Annotated in this window: 13 protein-coding genes; 9 read left to right on the top strand and 4 right to left on the bottom strand. The window is 58.7% G+C overall.

Annotated elements, in window-relative coordinates; genetic code table 11:
* The first annotated feature begins 58 nt into the window (after positions 1 to 58).
* The 6 genes from AABA48_RS13980 (at position 59) to AABA48_RS13955 (ending at position 6,232) form a co-directional block, all read left to right on the top strand.
* Positions 59 to 1,303 carry an MFS transporter gene (locus tag AABA48_RS13980; RefSeq protein WP_286350957.1) on the top strand — a complete coding sequence of 415 codons (1,245 nt, stop codon included), beginning with the start codon at positions 59 to 61 and terminating at the stop codon, positions 1,301 to 1,303.
* Positions 1,304 to 1,392: 89 nt separating this feature from the next.
* Complete coding sequence (locus AABA48_RS13975) at positions 1,393 to 2,409, top strand: hypothetical protein (RefSeq protein WP_286350956.1); 1,017 nt, start codon at positions 1,393 to 1,395, stop codon at positions 2,407 to 2,409.
* Between the two features lie 137 nt (positions 2,410 to 2,546).
* Positions 2,547 to 4,166, top strand: coding sequence for a thiolase family protein (locus AABA48_RS13970; protein ID WP_338270678.1), 1,620 nt, complete (start codon positions 2,547 to 2,549; stop codon positions 4,164 to 4,166).
* Positions 4,167 to 4,264: 98 nt separating this feature from the next.
* The gene (gene hemH, locus AABA48_RS13965; protein ID WP_286350954.1) at positions 4,265 to 5,227 is read left to right on the top strand and encodes a ferrochelatase; all 963 of its coding nucleotides are present in this window, start codon (positions 4,265 to 4,267) and stop codon (positions 5,225 to 5,227) included.
* Positions 5,228 to 5,231: 4 nt separating this feature from the next.
* Positions 5,232 to 5,405 carry a hypothetical protein gene (locus AABA48_RS13960; protein WP_226048566.1) on the top strand — a complete coding sequence of 58 codons (174 nt, stop codon included), beginning with the start codon at positions 5,232 to 5,234 and terminating at the stop codon, positions 5,403 to 5,405.
* Positions 5,406 to 5,413: 8 nt separating this feature from the next.
* On the top strand, positions 5,414 to 6,232 hold the full coding sequence (locus AABA48_RS13955; protein WP_286350953.1) for an AAA family ATPase: 819 nt from the start codon (positions 5,414 to 5,416) through the stop codon (positions 6,230 to 6,232).
* Positions 6,233 to 6,730: 498 nt separating this feature from the next.
* Here AABA48_RS13955 and AABA48_RS13950 read toward each other — a convergent pair whose 3' ends face one another.
* Together AABA48_RS13950 and AABA48_RS13945 are read right to left on the bottom strand one after the other, a co-directional pair.
* Positions 6,731 to 7,084: a hypothetical protein gene (locus AABA48_RS13950; protein WP_286350952.1), complete on the bottom strand. Its 354-nt coding sequence runs from the start codon at positions 7,082 to 7,084 to the stop codon at positions 6,731 to 6,733.
* A 198-nt stretch (positions 7,085 to 7,282) separates the two neighbouring features.
* On the bottom strand, positions 7,283 to 10,570 hold the full coding sequence (locus tag AABA48_RS13945; RefSeq protein ID WP_286350951.1) for a DEAD/DEAH box helicase family protein: 3,288 nt from the start codon (positions 10,568 to 10,570) through the stop codon (positions 7,283 to 7,285).
* Between the two features lie 87 nt (positions 10,571 to 10,657).
* On the opposite strand from AABA48_RS13945, the gene AABA48_RS13940 reads away from it, so the two are divergent.
* A complete protein-coding gene (locus AABA48_RS13940) occupies positions 10,658 to 10,867 on the top strand; it encodes a hypothetical protein (protein WP_286350950.1) in 210 nt (69 codons plus the stop codon).
* Complete coding sequence (locus AABA48_RS13935) at positions 10,857 to 11,237, top strand: type II toxin-antitoxin system VapC family toxin (protein ID WP_286350949.1); 381 nt, start codon at positions 10,857 to 10,859, stop codon at positions 11,235 to 11,237. The genes AABA48_RS13940 and AABA48_RS13935 overlap by 11 nt, the downstream gene beginning before the upstream one ends.
* 3 nt (positions 11,238 to 11,240) lie before the next feature.
* Here the strand turns inward: AABA48_RS13935 and AABA48_RS13930 are convergent, their stop codons facing one another.
* Both AABA48_RS13930 and AABA48_RS13925 read right to left on the bottom strand, forming a co-directional pair.
* Positions 11,241 to 14,369 carry a site-specific DNA-methyltransferase gene (locus tag AABA48_RS13930; protein ID WP_286350948.1) on the bottom strand — a complete coding sequence of 1,043 codons (3,129 nt, stop codon included), beginning with the start codon at positions 14,367 to 14,369 and terminating at the stop codon, positions 11,241 to 11,243.
* Positions 14,370 to 14,385: 16 nt separating this feature from the next.
* Entirely contained in the window at positions 14,386 to 17,259 is a 2,874-nt protein-coding gene (locus AABA48_RS13925) for an SNF2-related protein (RefSeq protein ID WP_286350947.1), read from the bottom strand.
* A 140-nt stretch (positions 17,260 to 17,399) separates the two neighbouring features.
* Here AABA48_RS13925 and AABA48_RS13920 point away from each other — a divergent pair, with 140 nt between their 5' ends.
* Entirely contained in the window at positions 17,400 to 17,741 is a 342-nt protein-coding gene (locus AABA48_RS13920) for a helix-turn-helix domain-containing protein (protein ID WP_286350946.1), read from the top strand.
* Positions 17,742 to 18,013 lie beyond the last annotated feature (272 nt).

Below are 18,013 nucleotides of genomic sequence, written 5' to 3'. Positions count from 1 at the left end.
CCATCCGGGATAGTCTCGCGGGAGGGAACGCACTGATGCTCTTCAGGATGCGCATGCCATGACGAAACGTTGGCGGATATTTGCCGTATTTGCGGTCATGTACCTGGTCGCCTATTTCTACCGGGTATCCATGGCGGTCATTGCCCGCGACCTGGCAGCCGATCTCTCCCTGGACGCCTCCCGGATCGGGATGCTCTCGGGGGCGCTCTTCTACGCCTTCGCCCTGGCCCAGATACCGCTCGGACCGCTGCTGGACCGTTTCGGCGGCCGCATCGTGGTGAGCCTTGCCGGACTCGTTACGGTGGCGGGCTCCATCACCTTTGCTCTGGCTCCGGGCTACGGCGCCCTGCTCGCAGGGCGCATCCTCATCGGCATGGGCACTGCCTGCGTCCTGATGGGGGCGCTCAAGGTGTTCACTAACTGGTTCACCTCCCGGGAGTATGCCACCATCTCGGGCCTGATCATTGCCGTGGGGAATGTTGGAAATCTTTGTGCCACGGCCCCTCTGGCCCTGGCGGTATCGCTTGGAGGGTGGCGCTCTCCCTTCCTGGTGGTGGGCGCTCTCCAGCTGGGGCTTACCCTGTTCCTCTTCCGGGTCGTGCGGGATCGGCCGATCGCCGACGGGATAGCAGAGGAGGAGCCCCTCCTGGCCGCGACCCACCGGCCGGTGGGAGCCCTGGCGGGGTGGGGCCTCGTTTTCTCTCGTCCCTCTTTCTGGCTCCTGGCCCTCCTTTCGTTTTTCTGGTACGCCGGCTACATGGCTCTCCAGGGACTCTGGGGCGGGCCGTGGCTCATGGAGGTGATGGGCCTCTCGCGCGAGGGCGCCGGAAATCTGCTTTTGCTTACCTCGGTGGGGTTCATGACCGGCTGCCTCTTCATCGGCCAGGTGACCGACCGGCTGCTCAAGTCCCGCAAATGGACCCTCGTGGCGGGGCAGAGCCTTCTGCTGCTTCTGCTTCTGGTTCTGACCCTCGGCCCGGCGGAGCAGGTGCCCCGCTGGCTTCTGGCCGCCTTCTTCTTTGCAGCTGGGTTGGCGGTGTCGTCGGGCGTGGCCATCTACCCCATGATCCGGGAGATGTTTCCCCGTAACCTGTCGGCAACGGCCACCACGGCACTTAATTTTTTCGTCCTGACCGGCGCGGCCGTGGTGCAGCAAGTGATGGGGCTCATCATCGGGCGTTTCCCGCGCGGGCCGATGGGCTATCCGGCCGAGGCCTATCATGCAGCCTTCCAGGTGCCGGTGACGGGGCTGGCCGTGGCCGTAACCCTGTTCCTCTTCGCCCGCGACACCTCGCCCCGGTGAAAGGGGTGGTCATAGCCGGAAGCATCTGCTATAAATCGAACGGACGATACCGACCGGACCGTGATATGAATGCATCAGGGAGGAGATCGATGAGCCGGATCAGACAGTGGTTTTTCGTGGCGCTGGTGGCGCTGGTGGCTGCCGGGTGTGCCCACAACCCCTTCAATATTCCCCGTGAGGACTACGAGCAGCGGGTCAAGGTTCTCGGCGTGGCGCCCATCTTCATGGACGCCGATTCGGATATCCGTCATCCGGAGCGGGATACGCTGGTGACGCTGGTGCGGGAATACAACCGGGTGAACGAGAAGGAACTCGTCAACATGCTCCGGGAGTCCGGCGCCTACTTCATGGTGCGCCCAATCGAGGCCGCCGCTCCTGACGAGCTGTTCCGCTCGCTTCTTTTCCGGTCCGAGCGCCGGGACGACGCCGGGGTAGTCTATAACAAGCACTTCTATAAGCCCGAGGAAATCAGGACCCTGGTGACCCAGAACAGTGTCGATGCAGTGCTCCTGGTGGTGGTGAGCGGTCTCACCATGCGGGACCGCACCTTTGCCAGCAACCTGGTGAAGTATCTGGATACCGATTACAACGTTCTCACCATGACTGCCCAGGTGCTGGACGCCAACGGCACGGCTCTCTGGGAGTATCCCAATTTCCGGGTCGGCAGCCCGTCCACTCCGGTGCTGGCGGAACTTCAATATCCCGATTTCGACCAGGCAGCGGCCAACATGGATGAGCGGGTCGAGGTCAAGTTCAAGACCATTCCGGGCATCACCCGCTACCTGGGGAAGAAGGAAAAGGATCTTCTCTTCCGCGAGCGCAAGGCCACGGCCCCCTACTACCACCTCTTCGACGACATGGTGGGGCTGCTCAAGCCGCCCATGGACCTGTTCAACAGGAAGGACAAGAAGGAGGCTTCGCCCGCGGCTGCTGCCCCGCCGCCCGTACAGACGGTCCGGCCGGTTGAGCGGCCCGTATCGCAGCCCGTTGCTGCGCCGGTTCAGGCAGCCTCCCCTCAATCCGCACCGGCCCCGGAGCCGGTGGTGGCGGTCCCGGAACCCGCACCGATCCGGGAAGTGCCCCTGGATGGAAGCGGCGCGCGCTAGCGCTCCGTCCGGATACTCCGTAAAAGGCCCGCGCCGTCACTGGCGCGGGCCTTTTGCATTTCGGTTGCCCCGGCAGGAACATCGTTTACAATAAGGGCACGATCACACCATCCCCCGGCGGGAGAAACGGAGTTCCCATGCGACATATCCCCTTCAGCCCGAGGCCGGTCTACGTGGCCGCATCCTGGATGGCGCCGGTGGGGCGCTACGATGGCAGACACCGCGACCGGCTCTCGTTCCTGGAGCTGGCAGAGCTGGCCGGGGCGGTTTTCGAAGGATGCCCCGTGCGGCCGCGCGACATCGAGGCCGTGGTGGTCGGCTCCCAGAGCCCGGTCGCCTTTTCCGGGGTCGACAATACCGCGGCCAAGATCGCAGGAGTGGTGGGCGTCTCCGGCGCCAAGTCGGTGCTGATCGACACCGCATCCTCGTCGGGAGCCTCGGCCTTCGAGAACGCCTGCCTCCAGATCGCCTCGGGCCGCTGCGACCACGTGCTCGCCATCGGCATCCAGAAGATGAGCGATGCCCCCACCGCCGAGGCGACCCGCATCGTGGCCGGAGTCATCGACCGGGACGAGGCCGAGTTCGGTCTGACCATGCCCGCCTGCGGAGCCCTGGTGGCCCGCGCCCTGATGGAGCGGTACGGGCTTTCGTTCGAGGAATGGACCGCCTTTTCGGCCCTGCTGACCCAGCGGGCCCACCGCTATGCGGCCCTGAATCCCGATGCCCACCTGAGCGCGGAGATCCCTCTGGAGGAGTACTACCGCCAGATCGTCACCGGCAAGAACTATCCCTACTGGTGGCCCCTGCGCTACCACGACTTCTGCCCCATGTCCGACGGGGTGGCCGCCGTGGTCCTCACCAGCGATCCCCAGGACGTGATGGTGTCCGGGGTGGGAAGCGCCACCGACATCCCCACCATTGCCGACCGCAACTACTTTCATTCCTTTCCCGCCACCGTCTCCGCCGCGGCCGAGGCGTACGGCATGGCCGGGATCAGGGACATCCGCCAGTTTGCCGGCAAGATCCATGTGAACATGCATGACCCCTTCAACGGCTTCGGCCCCATCAACATGGTTGACCTGGGCTTTGTCCCCCGCGGTCGCCTCCTGGATGCCCTGCTGGATGACAGCTATACCGGCGAGAACGGCCTGTTCCCCACCAACCTCACCGGCGGGCTCAAGGGGCGGGGACACCCCCTCGGCGCAACCGGCATGATTCAGGTGGTGGAGAATCACCGCATGATAAGAGAAGGGCGTTTTACGGCCGGTCTTTCCCACTCCATCGGCGGCCCCATCAACAACAACATCGTCATTCTGCTGGAACGGAGCGACCACTATAGGCAGCGGCCCCACGAACCGTTCAAGCCTTGGGGGCTCCCCTCCCTGGGGCACCTCAAGCCCAGGCAGGTGACGGTCGAAAACCTCCTGGCCGCCACCGGGTCGGTCGAGGGGACTTTCGTCAGCGGCACCGTGCGCTACCACTTCAAGACGGGTGAGCCCGAACTGATCATCCTGATCGTTGCCTGTCGTGCGGCCGGTGGGCGTCAGTACCGCTTTCTGTTCGGCGTTGGCGGCGAAAATCACGAAAACTTCATCGCCCTCACGCCGGGAGACCGGGTCAGGCTTGAGCGGAGCGAGGGGGATATCCTCGTCAACCGGATGCCGGTCAGGAAGTTCTACCAGCGGACCATGGACGGTCTGGTTGACTTGGCCTCCAGCGGGTGGAAGATCCTCACGGGGAAGGGGCAGGGGGGGTAGTCGCTCTGTTTCCGCCTTGACCGCGGTCGTTCATTAGGGTATCAGGGAGGAAGATGTGGGTGTCATAAATTTGCCTGTTTGCCTTGCCGGAGGTGACCATGTCCGACAAAACCGCTGTCCTGCTCCTCCAGATGGGAGGCCCCGACTCCCTCGATGCCGTGGAACCGTTCCTGCTGAATCTTTTCTCCGACCGGGACATCATCCGGATCGGTCCCGCCTTTCTCCAGCCGTTCATTGCCCGGCTCATCGCCAAGCGCCGCTCACCGGGCGTGGAACGCAAGTATGAGGAGATCGGCGGGAAATCTCCCATCCGCGAGCTGACCGAGAGCCAGGCCCGGGCACTGGAAGAGGTGCTGGGGGACGGGTATCGCTGCTTCGTGGCCATGCGCTACTGGAAGCCCTCAACTGTGGAGGCGCTGGCGGCCATCCGGCGGGAGGGGATTTCGCGGGTGATCGCGCTTTCCCTCTACCCCCACTACTCCCGCGCCACCACCGGGTCGAGCGTGAACGAGCTGAAGCGGGTGCTGTCTCAATCGGGCGTGCAGTTCCAGATGACGTACGTGGACCGTTTCTTCGACCACCCCCTTTACATCGACGCCTTGGCAGAAAAGATCCGGGAGGGGCTCGACGACTTCCACCCCCTTGCCGAGGTGCAGATCCTGTTCTCGGCCCATTCGCTCCCTCAATCCTTCATCGACGAGGGCGACCCCTACCTGGACCATATCCGGGAGACGGTGCGTCTCGTCATGGAGCGGTTCGAGGGGGTCACCCACCACCTGGCCTTCCAGTCCCGGGCGGGGCCGGTCAAGTGGCTGGAGCCCTCAACCGACGAGATGCTGGAGCACCTGGCGGCCCACCAGGTGAAGAACCTGCTCATCGTTCCGCTTTCCTTTGTCTCGGACCATATCGAAACCCTGCACGAGATCGACATCGAATATGCCCAGGAGGCGCACAAGCTGGGCTATTCCCGGTTTCGGCGGAGTCCTTCCCTCAACGCGTCGCCCACGTTTATCTCCTGTCTGGCGGATCTGGTGCGAAAGGCGACGGAAGGTCATGGATGAAGCAATGAAAACCTGCACGGTTTGCGGTGAGTCATTCGCTCCGGGCGCGCAGCAGTCTCCGTACGAGGAGGCTGGCGAATGGCTTGCGGCCGAGCTCTGGAACGATGCCGGCTCCCTCTGCTCTCTCTGCCTGGAGAACCGGGCCAAACTTGCCATGATGTACGTTATTGACAGGTGAACACACCCATGGAACAGACAACGATCGACGGCATATCCCTTTCGCTCGCCGGCCCCGTGGAATTGACGCTGCGCTGGGTCGGCCAGGATGAACTCCTGAAACAACTGCTCGCCGCCTGGATGGTGATCGACGAGAAGGACATCCCCTTCAATCCGCGCCTGATCGGCAAGCCGGGGGTGGGGAAAACCACGCTGGCCTACGCAGCCGCCCGGCGCCTGGGCCGGCCGGTATTCCTCTTTCAGGCAACCATGGACACCCGGCCCGAAGACCTGATCATCACGCCGGTCATCGGCCCCGACGGAAAGATCCAGTATGCCGCGTCGTCCCTGGTGTCGGCCATGCTCAGGGGCGGGGTTCTCATTCTGGACGAAGGGAACCGAATGAGCGAGAAGGCGTGGGCGTCGCTGGCCCCGCTGCTGGACGACCGGCGCTACGTGGAGTCGATCATCACCGGCCTGCGGGTACCGGCCCACCGGGATTTCCGGATCGTGGTGACCATGAACGAGGATGCCTCGACCTTTGAAGTCCCCGAATACATCCACTCACGGCTCCAGCCCCAGATATTCATCGACTTCCCCGAGGCCGACGAGGAACTCCTGATCCTCAAGGAAAACCTCCCCTTCGCTCCGAGCCGCATCCTTGCGTATGTCGTCGATTTCCTCCAGCGAGCCCACGCGGCAGACGAACTCTACTCGGTCAGGGACGGCATCAATATCGCCCGCTACGCCCTCAAGATGATGGCCGCAACCGAGCGGGACTCGGTAGAATTGCTCCCCCTCGCCGTGGAACGGGTCCTGGGGGATGAGGCGTTGCGCTATCTGAAATAGCAGAGAAGGAAGGCAAGGCGGAGCATAATACAAAAGGACCGCTTCTCCGGGGAAAAGCGGTCCTTTTTGCAGTTGGCCCCTGGGAACTTTGTACAATGCAAAAATAATGCGTATTAGCGGTATGTTGTGCTCTGGCATGTTTTGTGATGCCCCCAAATCTGCCCCCAAAACATATTGCTGAATGCAGTAGTGGTGCTAAATCTGAAGATGGAATGGGGCTCTTGCACTGTCAATGTGATAAAAGGGGGGCGTAAAAGAGCGCCCCGCAGGGCAATCTGGGGAGCTTGCCAAAGGCAAGAGTCTCGCACCAGCCGTGTGCGGGGCGCTCAGAGAATGCCGCTTCCTTAAGGTGGTCCGTGTCTGGGTCTGCGAAAAGCCCGGACGTACAAGCGGCAATTCTTGGCATGGGTGTGAGCACGAGGGCTTCAATTGCCCACGGCGCACTTCCCATCAAATGAAATCCCCACGCATAATTCAAGGAGCGGTCATATCCGGCCTCTACTCATCATCGCCATGACCCTCGCCAAACCGCTTTGGGTGTGGTTTGTCTGGATGAGGCAGGGTACTCATGTCGAAGTCGTGCGGGACGTATGGCGGGTTCTCGCAGGAGATGTCCCACTCCAGTCCGGTGATCGGCTCGTCCTCGATGAACTCTTCCATGCCGTCGATTGCCCCGGGCGGAAGGGGGGTCTTGCCGTCGTGTTCATACACAGTCACCGGTTCATTTTTCGCTTCAGTCTTCTTCTGGGTGGTTTTGCGTTTGGGCGAGGTATCCTTCATGCCACGTACTTGCCCAATCGCGTCTAATACCATCGTAAGTTTCGCCTTCTGAATCTTTTCTCGCGTAGCCATTTGAGTTCCCCTTCGATTGATTAGATTCATGATGGAGGCGTGTGGGTCGGTCACGAAGGTCAGGCGTAACATCTTCGAGAGAGCCTTGTCCCTCAATCTCCACCGGGATTTCAGAAATAAAGGCGCCGGCATAATGTGATGAAAGTCGATCTCTGAGTTCCCGCATGGTCCGCCTTACGTGACAACAGAAGATTGACATCACACCATCTTCCCAAACATCTTCGGCAGATACGACGCCCCCCCATGCTCCATGAACAGCACATGCCGCTCCTCGAGATCCTGCTCGGTGCAGTTCTTATTGAGAATATCCGCGAATTTGGTCCTTGAGAGGATAAAGGCATTCAGAATCAGGTTTGGATCGGCCAGTTTCATCTGCAGTACCTTCACCTCCTGATACAGGCCGAACTTGGGATCGGTCAGATTGATCTGGCGGATTCCCTTCGGGTCGATGAAGTTGAGCCATTGCTTGCCGGTTGTGTCGTCCACCAGCCAGAGGAGAAAGTCCGGGTAGAAATTCCCGGCAAGGGCGAAGCCGAGCCCTTTGGCCTTAGTGTCGGCATTGCGGAGCAGGTAGAGGCTCCGGTTGCCGATGGCCGCCTTGCCCGCAGGTGATATGTAGAATGCTTCCAGGTCCCTCACAAAATCGATTTCGCTCTGGGCCTCAAAGGCCAGCGGCCGCATTTTGAGCGGCACGCTGCCGTCGATGGAGAGGAGCGGATAGTACAGATGCCGGTCGAAACAGATGGCTACCATCTGCTGGGCATCCCATTTGCTCGCCTCGCCCAGCTTTCCCGAGACAACCAGCTTCTGCAGTTCTTCCAGGCGCTTCTTGTATTCCTGGCCGTCATCCGTATCTTCAATTTCAAAATGATAGACCTTGAGCATAGTGTCGTCGTCGCCGCGCACCGGCACCACTTCGTAAAACTGTCCCTCATAGGCGTTCTTCAGGGTCTTGTAGAACCGGTCGGTGTAATCCTGCAGGAGACGAATGAGGATGTCTTCCTGCTTCCGGATATCGGCAATGGTCCGGATGCTCAATTCCGAGGCGGGAATGTGGAGGGTGTACCACCCGCTCGATTCCATGCAGAATGTCTCCAGTCGCTGCCGGTCGAGCCGCAGGTTGCTCCAGCTACGCTGCAGCTTGTACTCCTGCACCGCCAGGAATATCCGGTCGAAGTCGAACAGCGCCATGGTTGATGACGCGATCTTGCCGGTATGCCGCACCGTGGTTGGTGCTGTGGCCGTTCCCCTCGCCTGGGTGCTCAGGGCTTCCAGTCGCGGGTACAGATCCAGCTCGATATGGGGCGGTTTGATCTTGCCGGCGAATTCCGCCGGTATCTCGTACAGCCAGGGAAACTGCTTCCGTTTGAAACCGTTCTTCTGGTTGTCCTTGTAGCCGTCCTTGAGGGCCAGGGACTTCAGCTTGTCCTTGGGGAAACAGGGTGAGTGACGGGTCTCGAAATTCAGCTCTATGATCTCGTCGCTGGTCGAGACACCCTCCTCCTGGAGATACTGTTTGAACTGGGCCATGTAGCTGGCGCGGACGCCGAAGATGTTGAGCGTTTCCAGCTTGTCTAGATGGAGCCCTTTGGGGCGTTGTCCCGGGGTGCTCCGTTTCAGGGAGTACTCCTTTCCCTTGAGGCGCACCCCGCGCCCGAAGAGCTGGATGATCTGGGAGCCTTCTCCCTGCCCCATATTGAGCAGCCCCATGGTCGAAACCCGCCAACTGCTCCACCCCTCGGTGAACTTGCGGGAGCCGATCAGGACATGCAGCCGGCTTTCCTTGTCGTTCAAGGTGCCGAAGAGTGACGTCCCGAATTCATCGGCTTCGTTGTCGAACTCCGTGGCGTCTTCACACATTTTGAAGAATGCCGCGTCATCTCCGATGTTGATCAGGCCGAACGGGTCGTTGTCTCCCACCCGCAGGGCCAGTTCTCCCTTGCTCCCCTTGAGGTTGACCAGCTTCAGTCGTTGGCGGGATTCGCTGTTGAAGAGCCGCTTCAGGATGTCGGCATAGACCGCTTCGGCAGGTGTCCCCATCAGCGGGGTAAAGCGCCGGTCGAAAATGTCGCGCCCCTTCTTGTCCAGGAGCCGCGCCTTCCCCTTGAGAAGATCGTCGATCCAGGCTTTGTACTGGGAGTCATTGTTGAGAAAGTCGGCGAGAAACCGGACCACGGTCAGGATGTCGGAGTCATCGTCGTTCACCTTGTTGCCGACAAATACCCAGAGCGGTTTCTCGATGTTGAACTCGTCCAGTTTTTCCCGGTCCCGCGCCCAGAGATACTGCTGCTGGTAGAAAGAGAGGAGGCAGGCGGTGAAATAGAGGTTCCGGGTCTCCTCTTCCTTGTCGTCGGCTAGGTTCAGAATCAGCGACTCCTTGCCGTAGCCGTCCTCGTAGAAAAACTTGTAGGAGTAGTCGAAGAGGATGCACTTGGCGTAGATCTCCCGGGTGGCCAGCAGCCGTGCCTTCCGCTTTTCGTCGCTGCTCAGGTCAAGCTGCTGCCGCTGCTCTTCCGTCAGTTTCTTCAGACTGGTCGTATCGAAGAGCATCTTCGCCTTTTTCTTCTGCGCCTCCTCTTCCGCCTTGGTAACCACCCACCCCTTTGCCACCGCCTGCCCGAAGGTGGCTGAATACTCGAAGGCGAATCCGCCCCGGCAGAGCGCCTCGCGGCGGCTCATCCAGGCGCCGGCGGCAGTCCCGGTGCCCCGGTGCCCCTCGTCCACGAGAACCAGATTGTTCCCCTCAAACGCCTCCACCGCCACAGTCTTGTCTCCCATCTCATCGCCCAGCTTGTTGATGTCGATGACCTCGACGGTGCCACGGAAGGCATTCTTGTTCTTGTCGAAGAGCTGGAAGAAGTGGAAACCGGAAAGGTCCAGCTCTTCCAGGTGCTGACGGGAGAGCCCTTCATTGGGTGTCAGCAGGATGATCTTGTCAGGGTAGATGTTCTGGTTGCCGTTCTGGAAATAGTGCAGGTACTGCAGGATATTGACGTGCAGCAGCAGGGTCTTGCCTGAGCCGGTGGCGTTCCAGAAGGCGAGCTTGTTCAGTTCATCAGCATCAAACGGTTGCAACCGGTCGGCAGCGGTGATCTTCGCATTGTACTCCGCCATCTCTTCATTAAGCCCGTCCAGAAGCTGTTGCCGACGGTTGAAGTACCAATCCAGGTAGATTTCGGTGAACAGCAGCGACAGGTACTGGAAGTACTTCATCTGCAATTCGGTTTCTTCCTGCCGGTTGCGTTTGCGGGTGATGGATTGCCAGTGCTGGACGATATTCAGGTCGTAGCGACGAAGATCGTCGGCACTGATCCGGTCCACCTCGAACAGATTGCGTGACAGTTCGCGGAAGTAGCGGGTCTGGCCGTCATCGTCGATCCCCTCATGGCGGTCGTCGCCGAGGCGCGCCTTCAATGCCTGCAGGTTCCCTCCCCGGAAAAAGCGATACATCCAGCGATTGAGAACCAACTGTTTATGGAAACTCATGATGTCTGTTCCTCGATGAAGATATCCGAAAACTTGTCACGTATTCCCCCTTGTGCTACTGTTTTTAGCATCAAGGAGATATCAATCATGCCTACCACTGCCAAACAACTGGATATTTCCGCACTGCCTCCGTCTTCACGTCGCGAACTGCTCGATTTTTACCAGTTCCTTCTTGAGCGCCCCAAACATGTGAAGAAGGTTCGCACGGAGAAACGAAGCTTCAGTGATCTCTGCGGCAGGCTTTCCTGGAAAGGAGACGCCGTAGAGGCCCAGCGGAGCATGCGTGATGAGTGGTAAACACAGGTTCCTGCTCGATACCAACGCTGTTGTTTCGCTCCTGTCAGGCAACCGCGAACTGGCAGTGCAGCTTGAAGCGGCTGAATATGTTGGCATTTCAGTCATCTCTTTTCTTGAATTTCTCGCCTTCGACGGCCTCACAGAAGGTGATCGCGCCTGCTTTACCGATTTCTGCGAGCGAATAGATGTGGTCGCCCTGACCCATGAAGACCGCGGCTTGATGAAGCTGGCCCTAGATTTGCGCAGCAATCACCGGCTGAAACTCCCCGACGCCATCATCGGCGCCACCGCCCTTTCCCGCAACGCGACCCTTGTCACCAACGACTCCCACTTTTCCGGTATTTCACTGCTTCCCGTCCAGAGGTGCTGACCCTCACACATCCCCGTCGAACATGCGGCTCAGGAATTCCGGTTCGATCTGGCGCAGCTTGAGGGCCTTGGTGATGCCACCCTCCTCTTCGGTGGTCGTCAGCACTGACGGGATATTGTGATCGCCGTTGATGTAGACCACCTCAAATTCGCTGTCCCTGGGGTTGATTGCGTGGCTGTCGCAGAAGCGGTTGAGGGCCTCGTAGTCCACCTGCTCGCAGTCACGCCAGAGAACCAGCGTCTTCTCTCCCGTCGGCAGGGTTCCCTGCACCATGACGATCCCCCGCTCCCGCAGGGAATCGATCTGCTTGACCTTGAGACCGATCAGGTAGTTGAAGGTTTCCACCAGATCGATGGTCCGCTCCTCCCACGCCCCGGCGGAATCCACCGCCACTTTCAGGGTGCAGTCGAAGGGGTTGCGGAAGGAATTAACCGACAGGAGGGAGCCTCGGCTTTCGATGTCGAGCATATAGCGGAGGAGGTAGTCGTCCTTGGCATCTCTGCTCAGTCCGTCCAGCAGGCTCTGCTGCTCGGCACTGCGGCGGAGTTCCAGGTTGTTAAGGGTGTCCTCGTAGCTTTCGATCTTGAGGACCTTGAAGGCGTGGGAGATGCCGGTCTCCGGGGCAATGGCCTTGCCGTCTTTCCAGTCGGCTGAATAAATTACCTTCTGGATGCGGGGCTTGAGGACTGTGTCGAAATACTTGCCTTGTTCGACCAAGATGTATTTACGCTGACCAGAATCCTCGCGATTCAGATTTATCACTGCATGGCCAGTGGTGCCAGACCCGGCAAAAAAATCGCAAACCAAAGATGATAATTCCACCCAATATCTGATCGAATCTGTTGTCAAGTGAATCGACTTTGGATAACTGAACTGCAGTCCCTGCCCTAAAATATCCAGCAATAATTTTGAGCCGTGTGATGTTGCAGAATATTTGGGTTCTGCCCAAAGAGTTTTCGGCTTCTTGCCTTCAGGCTCACGGGATTTTTTGGAAACTTCTTTTCTGCCAGCTTTTTCAATTACAGAGATTTCTCCTTCGTCAATTCCTCGTCTAGCACCATCAGGATTGACACGCCAGATACGCTTTTCTCCTTTTGGGTCTATCGGCCAAACCTCCAGTTCTCCGCTCGATGGTAGATTCAGGACGATCCATTTCTGTTGAGCTTCATCCCAGCTCATATCTGGCACTCTGACCCTCTTCCCTTCCACAAAGAGAGGGAACCATTGTTTGTGGCGATCCGTTGGACGTGAGTTCCCGCCTCTTCTTCTCAAATTGTCCCAATAATAACTTCCAATGTCGTCTTTTTCTTTGTATTGCTCACGTTCTTCCTTTGTTAAGACTCTTAAGACCATATCCACTGCTTCAATATCTTTTGCAAAAATATGAGTATAATCATGACTTCTAGCAGGGACGTTAGGGCGAATGTTTTGTCCTGCTGGATTCACTTCCGAAGCTATTGTGCCAACATAGTTTTCAGCCCCGAAAATGTCTGATAACAAGTACTTGAAATTAGAATACTCTGTATCGTCTATTGCACCGATTATTATTCCGTTACTTGCCATCAGGCGCGGCGTCAATCCAGCTCCGTTGGATATCAGGGATATCCAGGAGGAGTGTTTATATTGATTCTTGTAAAGGAACGCATTTTCAGAAGTGTTATATGGCGGATCGATATACATACACTTCACCTGCTCCCGATACCGCTCTTGCAGCAGATTCAGCGCCTGAAAGTTATCCCCATGGACCAGCAGCCCATCCAATGATTCATCTAGATTATCAATCGTCGCGAGCAATTTATCCTTAAAGGCCCCGTCAAACAGGAAACTATCAACCATCAGAAACTGATGGGCCTTGAGATAGTCGCCGTTTCTGGTAGCACCCTTTTCCAGCATCCCCAGCTTGTCCCACTGTTCCCACTGCCGCTCATTGGCGGCAATCGTATCAAGCAGCTCCGGCGCATCTTTGATGACCCGATCCAGGGTGATGCAGTAATGGGCCGCCACCACGAACTTCTTCTTCTCCCAGAGCTTCTTCTGGAAATCCTCCAACTGGGCCAGGAAGGTGATCATATCCAGGGCGATGGCCCGCAGGCACTGGATCATCCGGAGATTCTTCTCGATGTCGGCAAAGCGCTCGGCGTTCTGCACGTCATCCAGGTGCATCACTTCGTTCTTGATGTAGAAATCCAGCTCACGGCGCAGGAACCCGCCGAGATCCTTGTGGATGAAGTAGTCGGCACTGTTTTTCTGGGTGTAGGTGGTCAGGTGCTTTTCCAGCAGGGTGCGCTGGGGGTTCTTTTCCGTCGGCTCCCGCTTGGCGAGATCGAGCCAGCTCGATGTGACGGTATCGTTCCCCAGTATGGCCTGCACCGCCTTGCCCACCAGATCATCCTGCTTGCTCCCCTTGGGCATCGGCCGGTACTCGAAGCGGAGTACGAGCTCGCCGTTTGCCTCTTCGACCGGCAGAAGCTCCTCCTCGTACTCGTCCCCATCGTCATCGGTCATGACACGGGTTTGCCGCTCGATCAGGACAAAGCGGCGTTCCTTGTCGTTGTCCTTCCGGTTGTCCTTGGCGGTGTCGGCAGCCACCAGACGAAAATGCACGGTGCGGCCGTCGGCCAGCCGGAAGCTGTAGTTGGCGAAATTCTCGCCGCTCTTGGTGTAGTACTGGTCCTTGTTGGCCCAGTGGAGAACCACCTCTTCACCGGCGTACGGGATGGCGTAGGTATCCCCTTTGTAGCGGCGCTGGCTGATGAAGTCGCCGCTGTCGTAATAGCGGGAGAAAAAGGTGAGCAGGTGGGAAAACACCGCGTTCTCATGCTCGACACTGCCCGCCGAGATCTCGGCGATCCGCTGGCGCAGTTCCCTGACCTTGGGGACATCATCCGGGTTCATGCCGAGGGACTGGGCGTTTTTCTCCGCTTCGTCCAATTCCTTGCGCGCCTGCTCAAGATTGGCGTTTCCGGAGTTGACCAACGCCTCCTGCACGCGGGCCTTCAGACGGTTGTCCAGGTAATCGTTGATCTCACCCGCACGGGCATTGAGGATGCGGTAGACACCGAAATCCAGCTCGGGGCGATCGATCTGGAAAATCTCCTTCAGTTTGGCCACAAGGTCATCGTATTTGCTCATTGAACATCTCCCCTATTCACACAACCGTCCACCGCACGGTGAACAGCCGTTCTCTGGTGGTCTTCTGCTGCATCTGCTGCTCAAGGCGGGCGATCAGGGCGTCGCGCTTTTCGATGATCTGGTCTTCGACCTCGAAGATGCGCTGACGTTGTCGTCGCTGTTTCTTTTCCAGGTCCACGATCTGCCGCTGCAGTTCCATCTGCTCTGCCGTGGTGGTGGCCTGGCGCGCCTGCCGATTCAGGAGCTTGAGTCTGGCTTTGGTGTCCTTCAGTTCCTTTTCTGCCGCCACGATCAAGTCATCGGCCCACTTTTCCAGCTTGTCCCGTTCTTCCTGAAAATGCCGGTTGCTGGTCTCCAGTGCCCTGCTGACCGTGGCGGCGGCATGGCGTTCGCTCTCCGCTGCCAGGCGCCCGCTGAAGGCTCTCAGGTCTTCCACCGGACCGATTTCCGCCCGGCACTGGAAGAGCTTCTCGCACTGCTCCTGGTCCACCGGGTTACCGTCATCGGTGAAGGCGCTGAAGAGGAGATGCTCTTCCGTGTCGAAGGAGGTGATGGTGAGCCGCTCCAAAGTCAGAACGCCCGACTTCCCCTTGAGGGCTTCCACCATGGCGATTCTGGTGGGATGGCCGCTGATGTCAAAACGGAGGGTAGCCTCGGGGGTAGCGTGCCGTAGTGCCGTGGCAAGGACCTGCTCCCCCAAGGGGTGGGAGAGGCGGTAGAGATACGCGCCTTCCACATTTTCCCGGTTCTTGCTGATGAGGTGGTATCGCCCCGGAGGAAAGCCGGTTGGGGGAGTATGCAGATCAAAGGTGAGATCCTCGTCGTCAAACCGGGCCTGTCCGTGGAGAACCGACCGGGTGACGGCCCAGAAGAGGCGACTGAAGCGGTCCAGATGATGGCGGGTCTGGTCCAGCCTGACCTTCAGCCGGGTGTGGACATCCTCGTCGAAATGCTCCAGCAGGGTCCGGCGGGTTTCGGTCATGCGGGAAGTTATGGTCTGCTCCATCTCCGCCTGGAGAGCGGCAAAGGCCGCCTCGATTTCCCCGGCGGTCCGGCACTCCTGGTAGATGCGCAGGATGCGTCGCTCGAAGTCGACCCCGGTTTCGATGGTCCCCAACACTTCATCCGAGGCGCCGAAGACGCCGGAAAAGAGGTTGAACTTCTCGGTCAGGAGCTCATATACCCGCCGGTCGGCATCGTTGCGCTCGTTGAGGAAGTTGATCACCACCACGTCGTGCTTCTGGCCGTAGCGGTGGCACCGGCCGATCCGCTGCTCGATCCGCTGGGGGTTCCAGGGGAGGTCGTAGTTGATGACCAGGGAGCAGAACTGGAGATTGACTCCCTCGGCGGCCGCCTCGGTGGCGAGCATGATGTCGGCCCGGTCGCGGAAATGTTCGATGATAGCGCTGCGCCGGTCTGCAGTCCTGGAGCCGCTGATCCTGCCGGTGTCGGCGTTGTCCCGGAGCCACTGCTCGAAGATGGCGCTGCTTTCCGCATCGGTGTTGCTGCCGTTGAAGAGGACGATGCGGCCGGCATAGCCGTTGGCTTCGAGAAACGCCTTCAGGTAATCCTGGGTGCGGCGGCTTTCGGTGAAAATGAGCGCCTTGCGTGAAGCCCCCATCCGTTCCATCTCGGCGAAGCCGATCTCCAGGGCTGCACAAAGGGTGCGGGTTTTGGTATCAACGGATATCTGCCGTGCCTGCCGGATGTAACCATCCAGTTCCGCGATTTCGGCATCCAGTTGGACACGGTCGATCTCTGTTCCTCTTGGTTGGTCCAACTGGGGGGATCCACCTTCCGGTTCCTCAATCTCTTCCTCTTCATCAAGGAAGTCGTCGCCCAGTTCGTCGCCTTCCACCAGTTCTTCGAGGAGGTTCTCCGGCTCGGGTAAACCGGCACGCAGGACTTCAAGACGCTTGCGGATAGTCTCCAGAGTTCCGGCCACCGCAAGGGTTGACGATGCGAGCAGCTTGCGCACGATGAGCACCGTCAGTGTGCGCTGGCGGTCAGGGATGGCATAGGTGTCGGCACGTTGCAGGAAGTTGGAGACGGCTTCGTACAGTTCCTGTTCCTGGTCGGAGGGGCGGAACGGGCGGGTGATGGCGCGCCGTTCGGTGTAGCGGATATACTCCAGCACCTGGGAGCGGAGGGTCCGCTTGGCAAACCCGGCAAGCCGGCGCTTCAGGCTGTCCAGGTCGGCGTCACTGCCGGTGTACTGTTCGCGGAAAGAGGCAAGGTCGCCGAAGATGTAATCGTCGATAAGGGTGGAAAGGCCGTACAGCTCCAGAAGGGAGTTCTGCAGCGGCGTGGCGGTGAGGAGGAGCTTCCTGCGATCCTCCAGCGCCCAGCGGATGCCCTGTCCCATGCGGTTACTGGGACGGTAGGCGTTACGCAGCTTGTGGGCCTCGTCGATTACCGCCAGATCCCAGGCCACCAGCTTCAGCAGTTCCTTCTGCTGGGTGGCGAAGTTCATGGAGGTAATGACGATGCCGTTGGCCAGGAAGGGATTGTCGTTCCCTTCCCGCAGCGATTCACGGAACGATTTGGCCTCAAGGATTACCGAGGAGAGATTGAACTTCTCCTCAAGCTCAAGGCTCCACTGCTTGCGCAGCGCCGCCGGGCAGATGACGATGAGCCGGCGCCGCCGTTCCGCCCAGTACTGGCAGAGCACCAGTCCCGCCTCGATGGTTTTGCCGAGACCGACTTCATCCGCCAGCAGAACACCCTTGGAGAGGGGAGAACGGCAAGCAAAAAGCGCCGCCTCGATCTGATGGGGGTTCAGGTCAACCGAGGCATCGAACAGCGACATGGAGAGCTTGTCGATGTCGCTGGAGGCTGATCTGCGGAGGAGCTCCGCAGCAAAGTATTTGGCGTGATAGGGGGTGTTCAAGGGTTGTCCGCCGATTCATTTTTCTACCAGACACCAACTGAAAGGCGGGGTCAATATATATCATTGCTTGAAATTCAGTAAAGTCTTACTTGGTTTTACGGCTCAGGGTTATCTGTAATGTTCGATACCCGGAGCGCGTCATGAAACAAATCTTGAGCAGTAGGGAAATTGGCTGGAAACTAAGAAAACTGCGACTTCAGGCAGGGTGGACGCAGGAACGCCTTGCGGAACAGGTCGGAGTGAGTGTTCAGCAGATTCAGAATTATGAGAGCGGTGCAAACAAGATGAACACCGACCGGCTGCAGCAGCTCGCGAATGCGCTCGATGTTCCGGTTCAATCGTTCTTTTCTGAAAGTGATGAGACCCTTCCCCTGGCGGTTTCAGAAAAGCTGTTGCTCGATTCCTACCGGGCGATCGACAACAAGGATATTCAGGAGAGTATCCTCAAGATTACCACCAACGCCACCAAGCGAGCAGAATAGGAAATGCCCGGCTGAAACAGTTTCGTGCCGGGCATCTCATCCCCTTTCTTGCCCTGTCAGCTCGATTCCTTCGAAAGAGTCTTTTTTATACCGCGTCGGGAAAATCGAGCTTTTCTTTTTACGCGTCAGAAAACTCGCTTTTAAAAACGCTGAAGTGCGGATGTGGTGCGGTTTTCTGGTTCGTCATCCTTTGCCACGCGAACAAGTACTGATTTAGGGATCAGCTGGCTCGTGATCATCTTTGGGGCTTACTTCGCTGGTATTCTTCGTGA

Origin of the sequence: Geobacter sp. 60473 (assembly GCF_036323535.1) — a bacterium.
Lineage (GTDB): Bacteria > Desulfobacterota > Desulfuromonadia > Geobacterales > Geobacteraceae > Geobacter > Geobacter sulfurreducens.
Note: the sequence above shows the minus strand (reverse complement) of the source record. Positions and strands in the feature narration are given on the sequence as shown.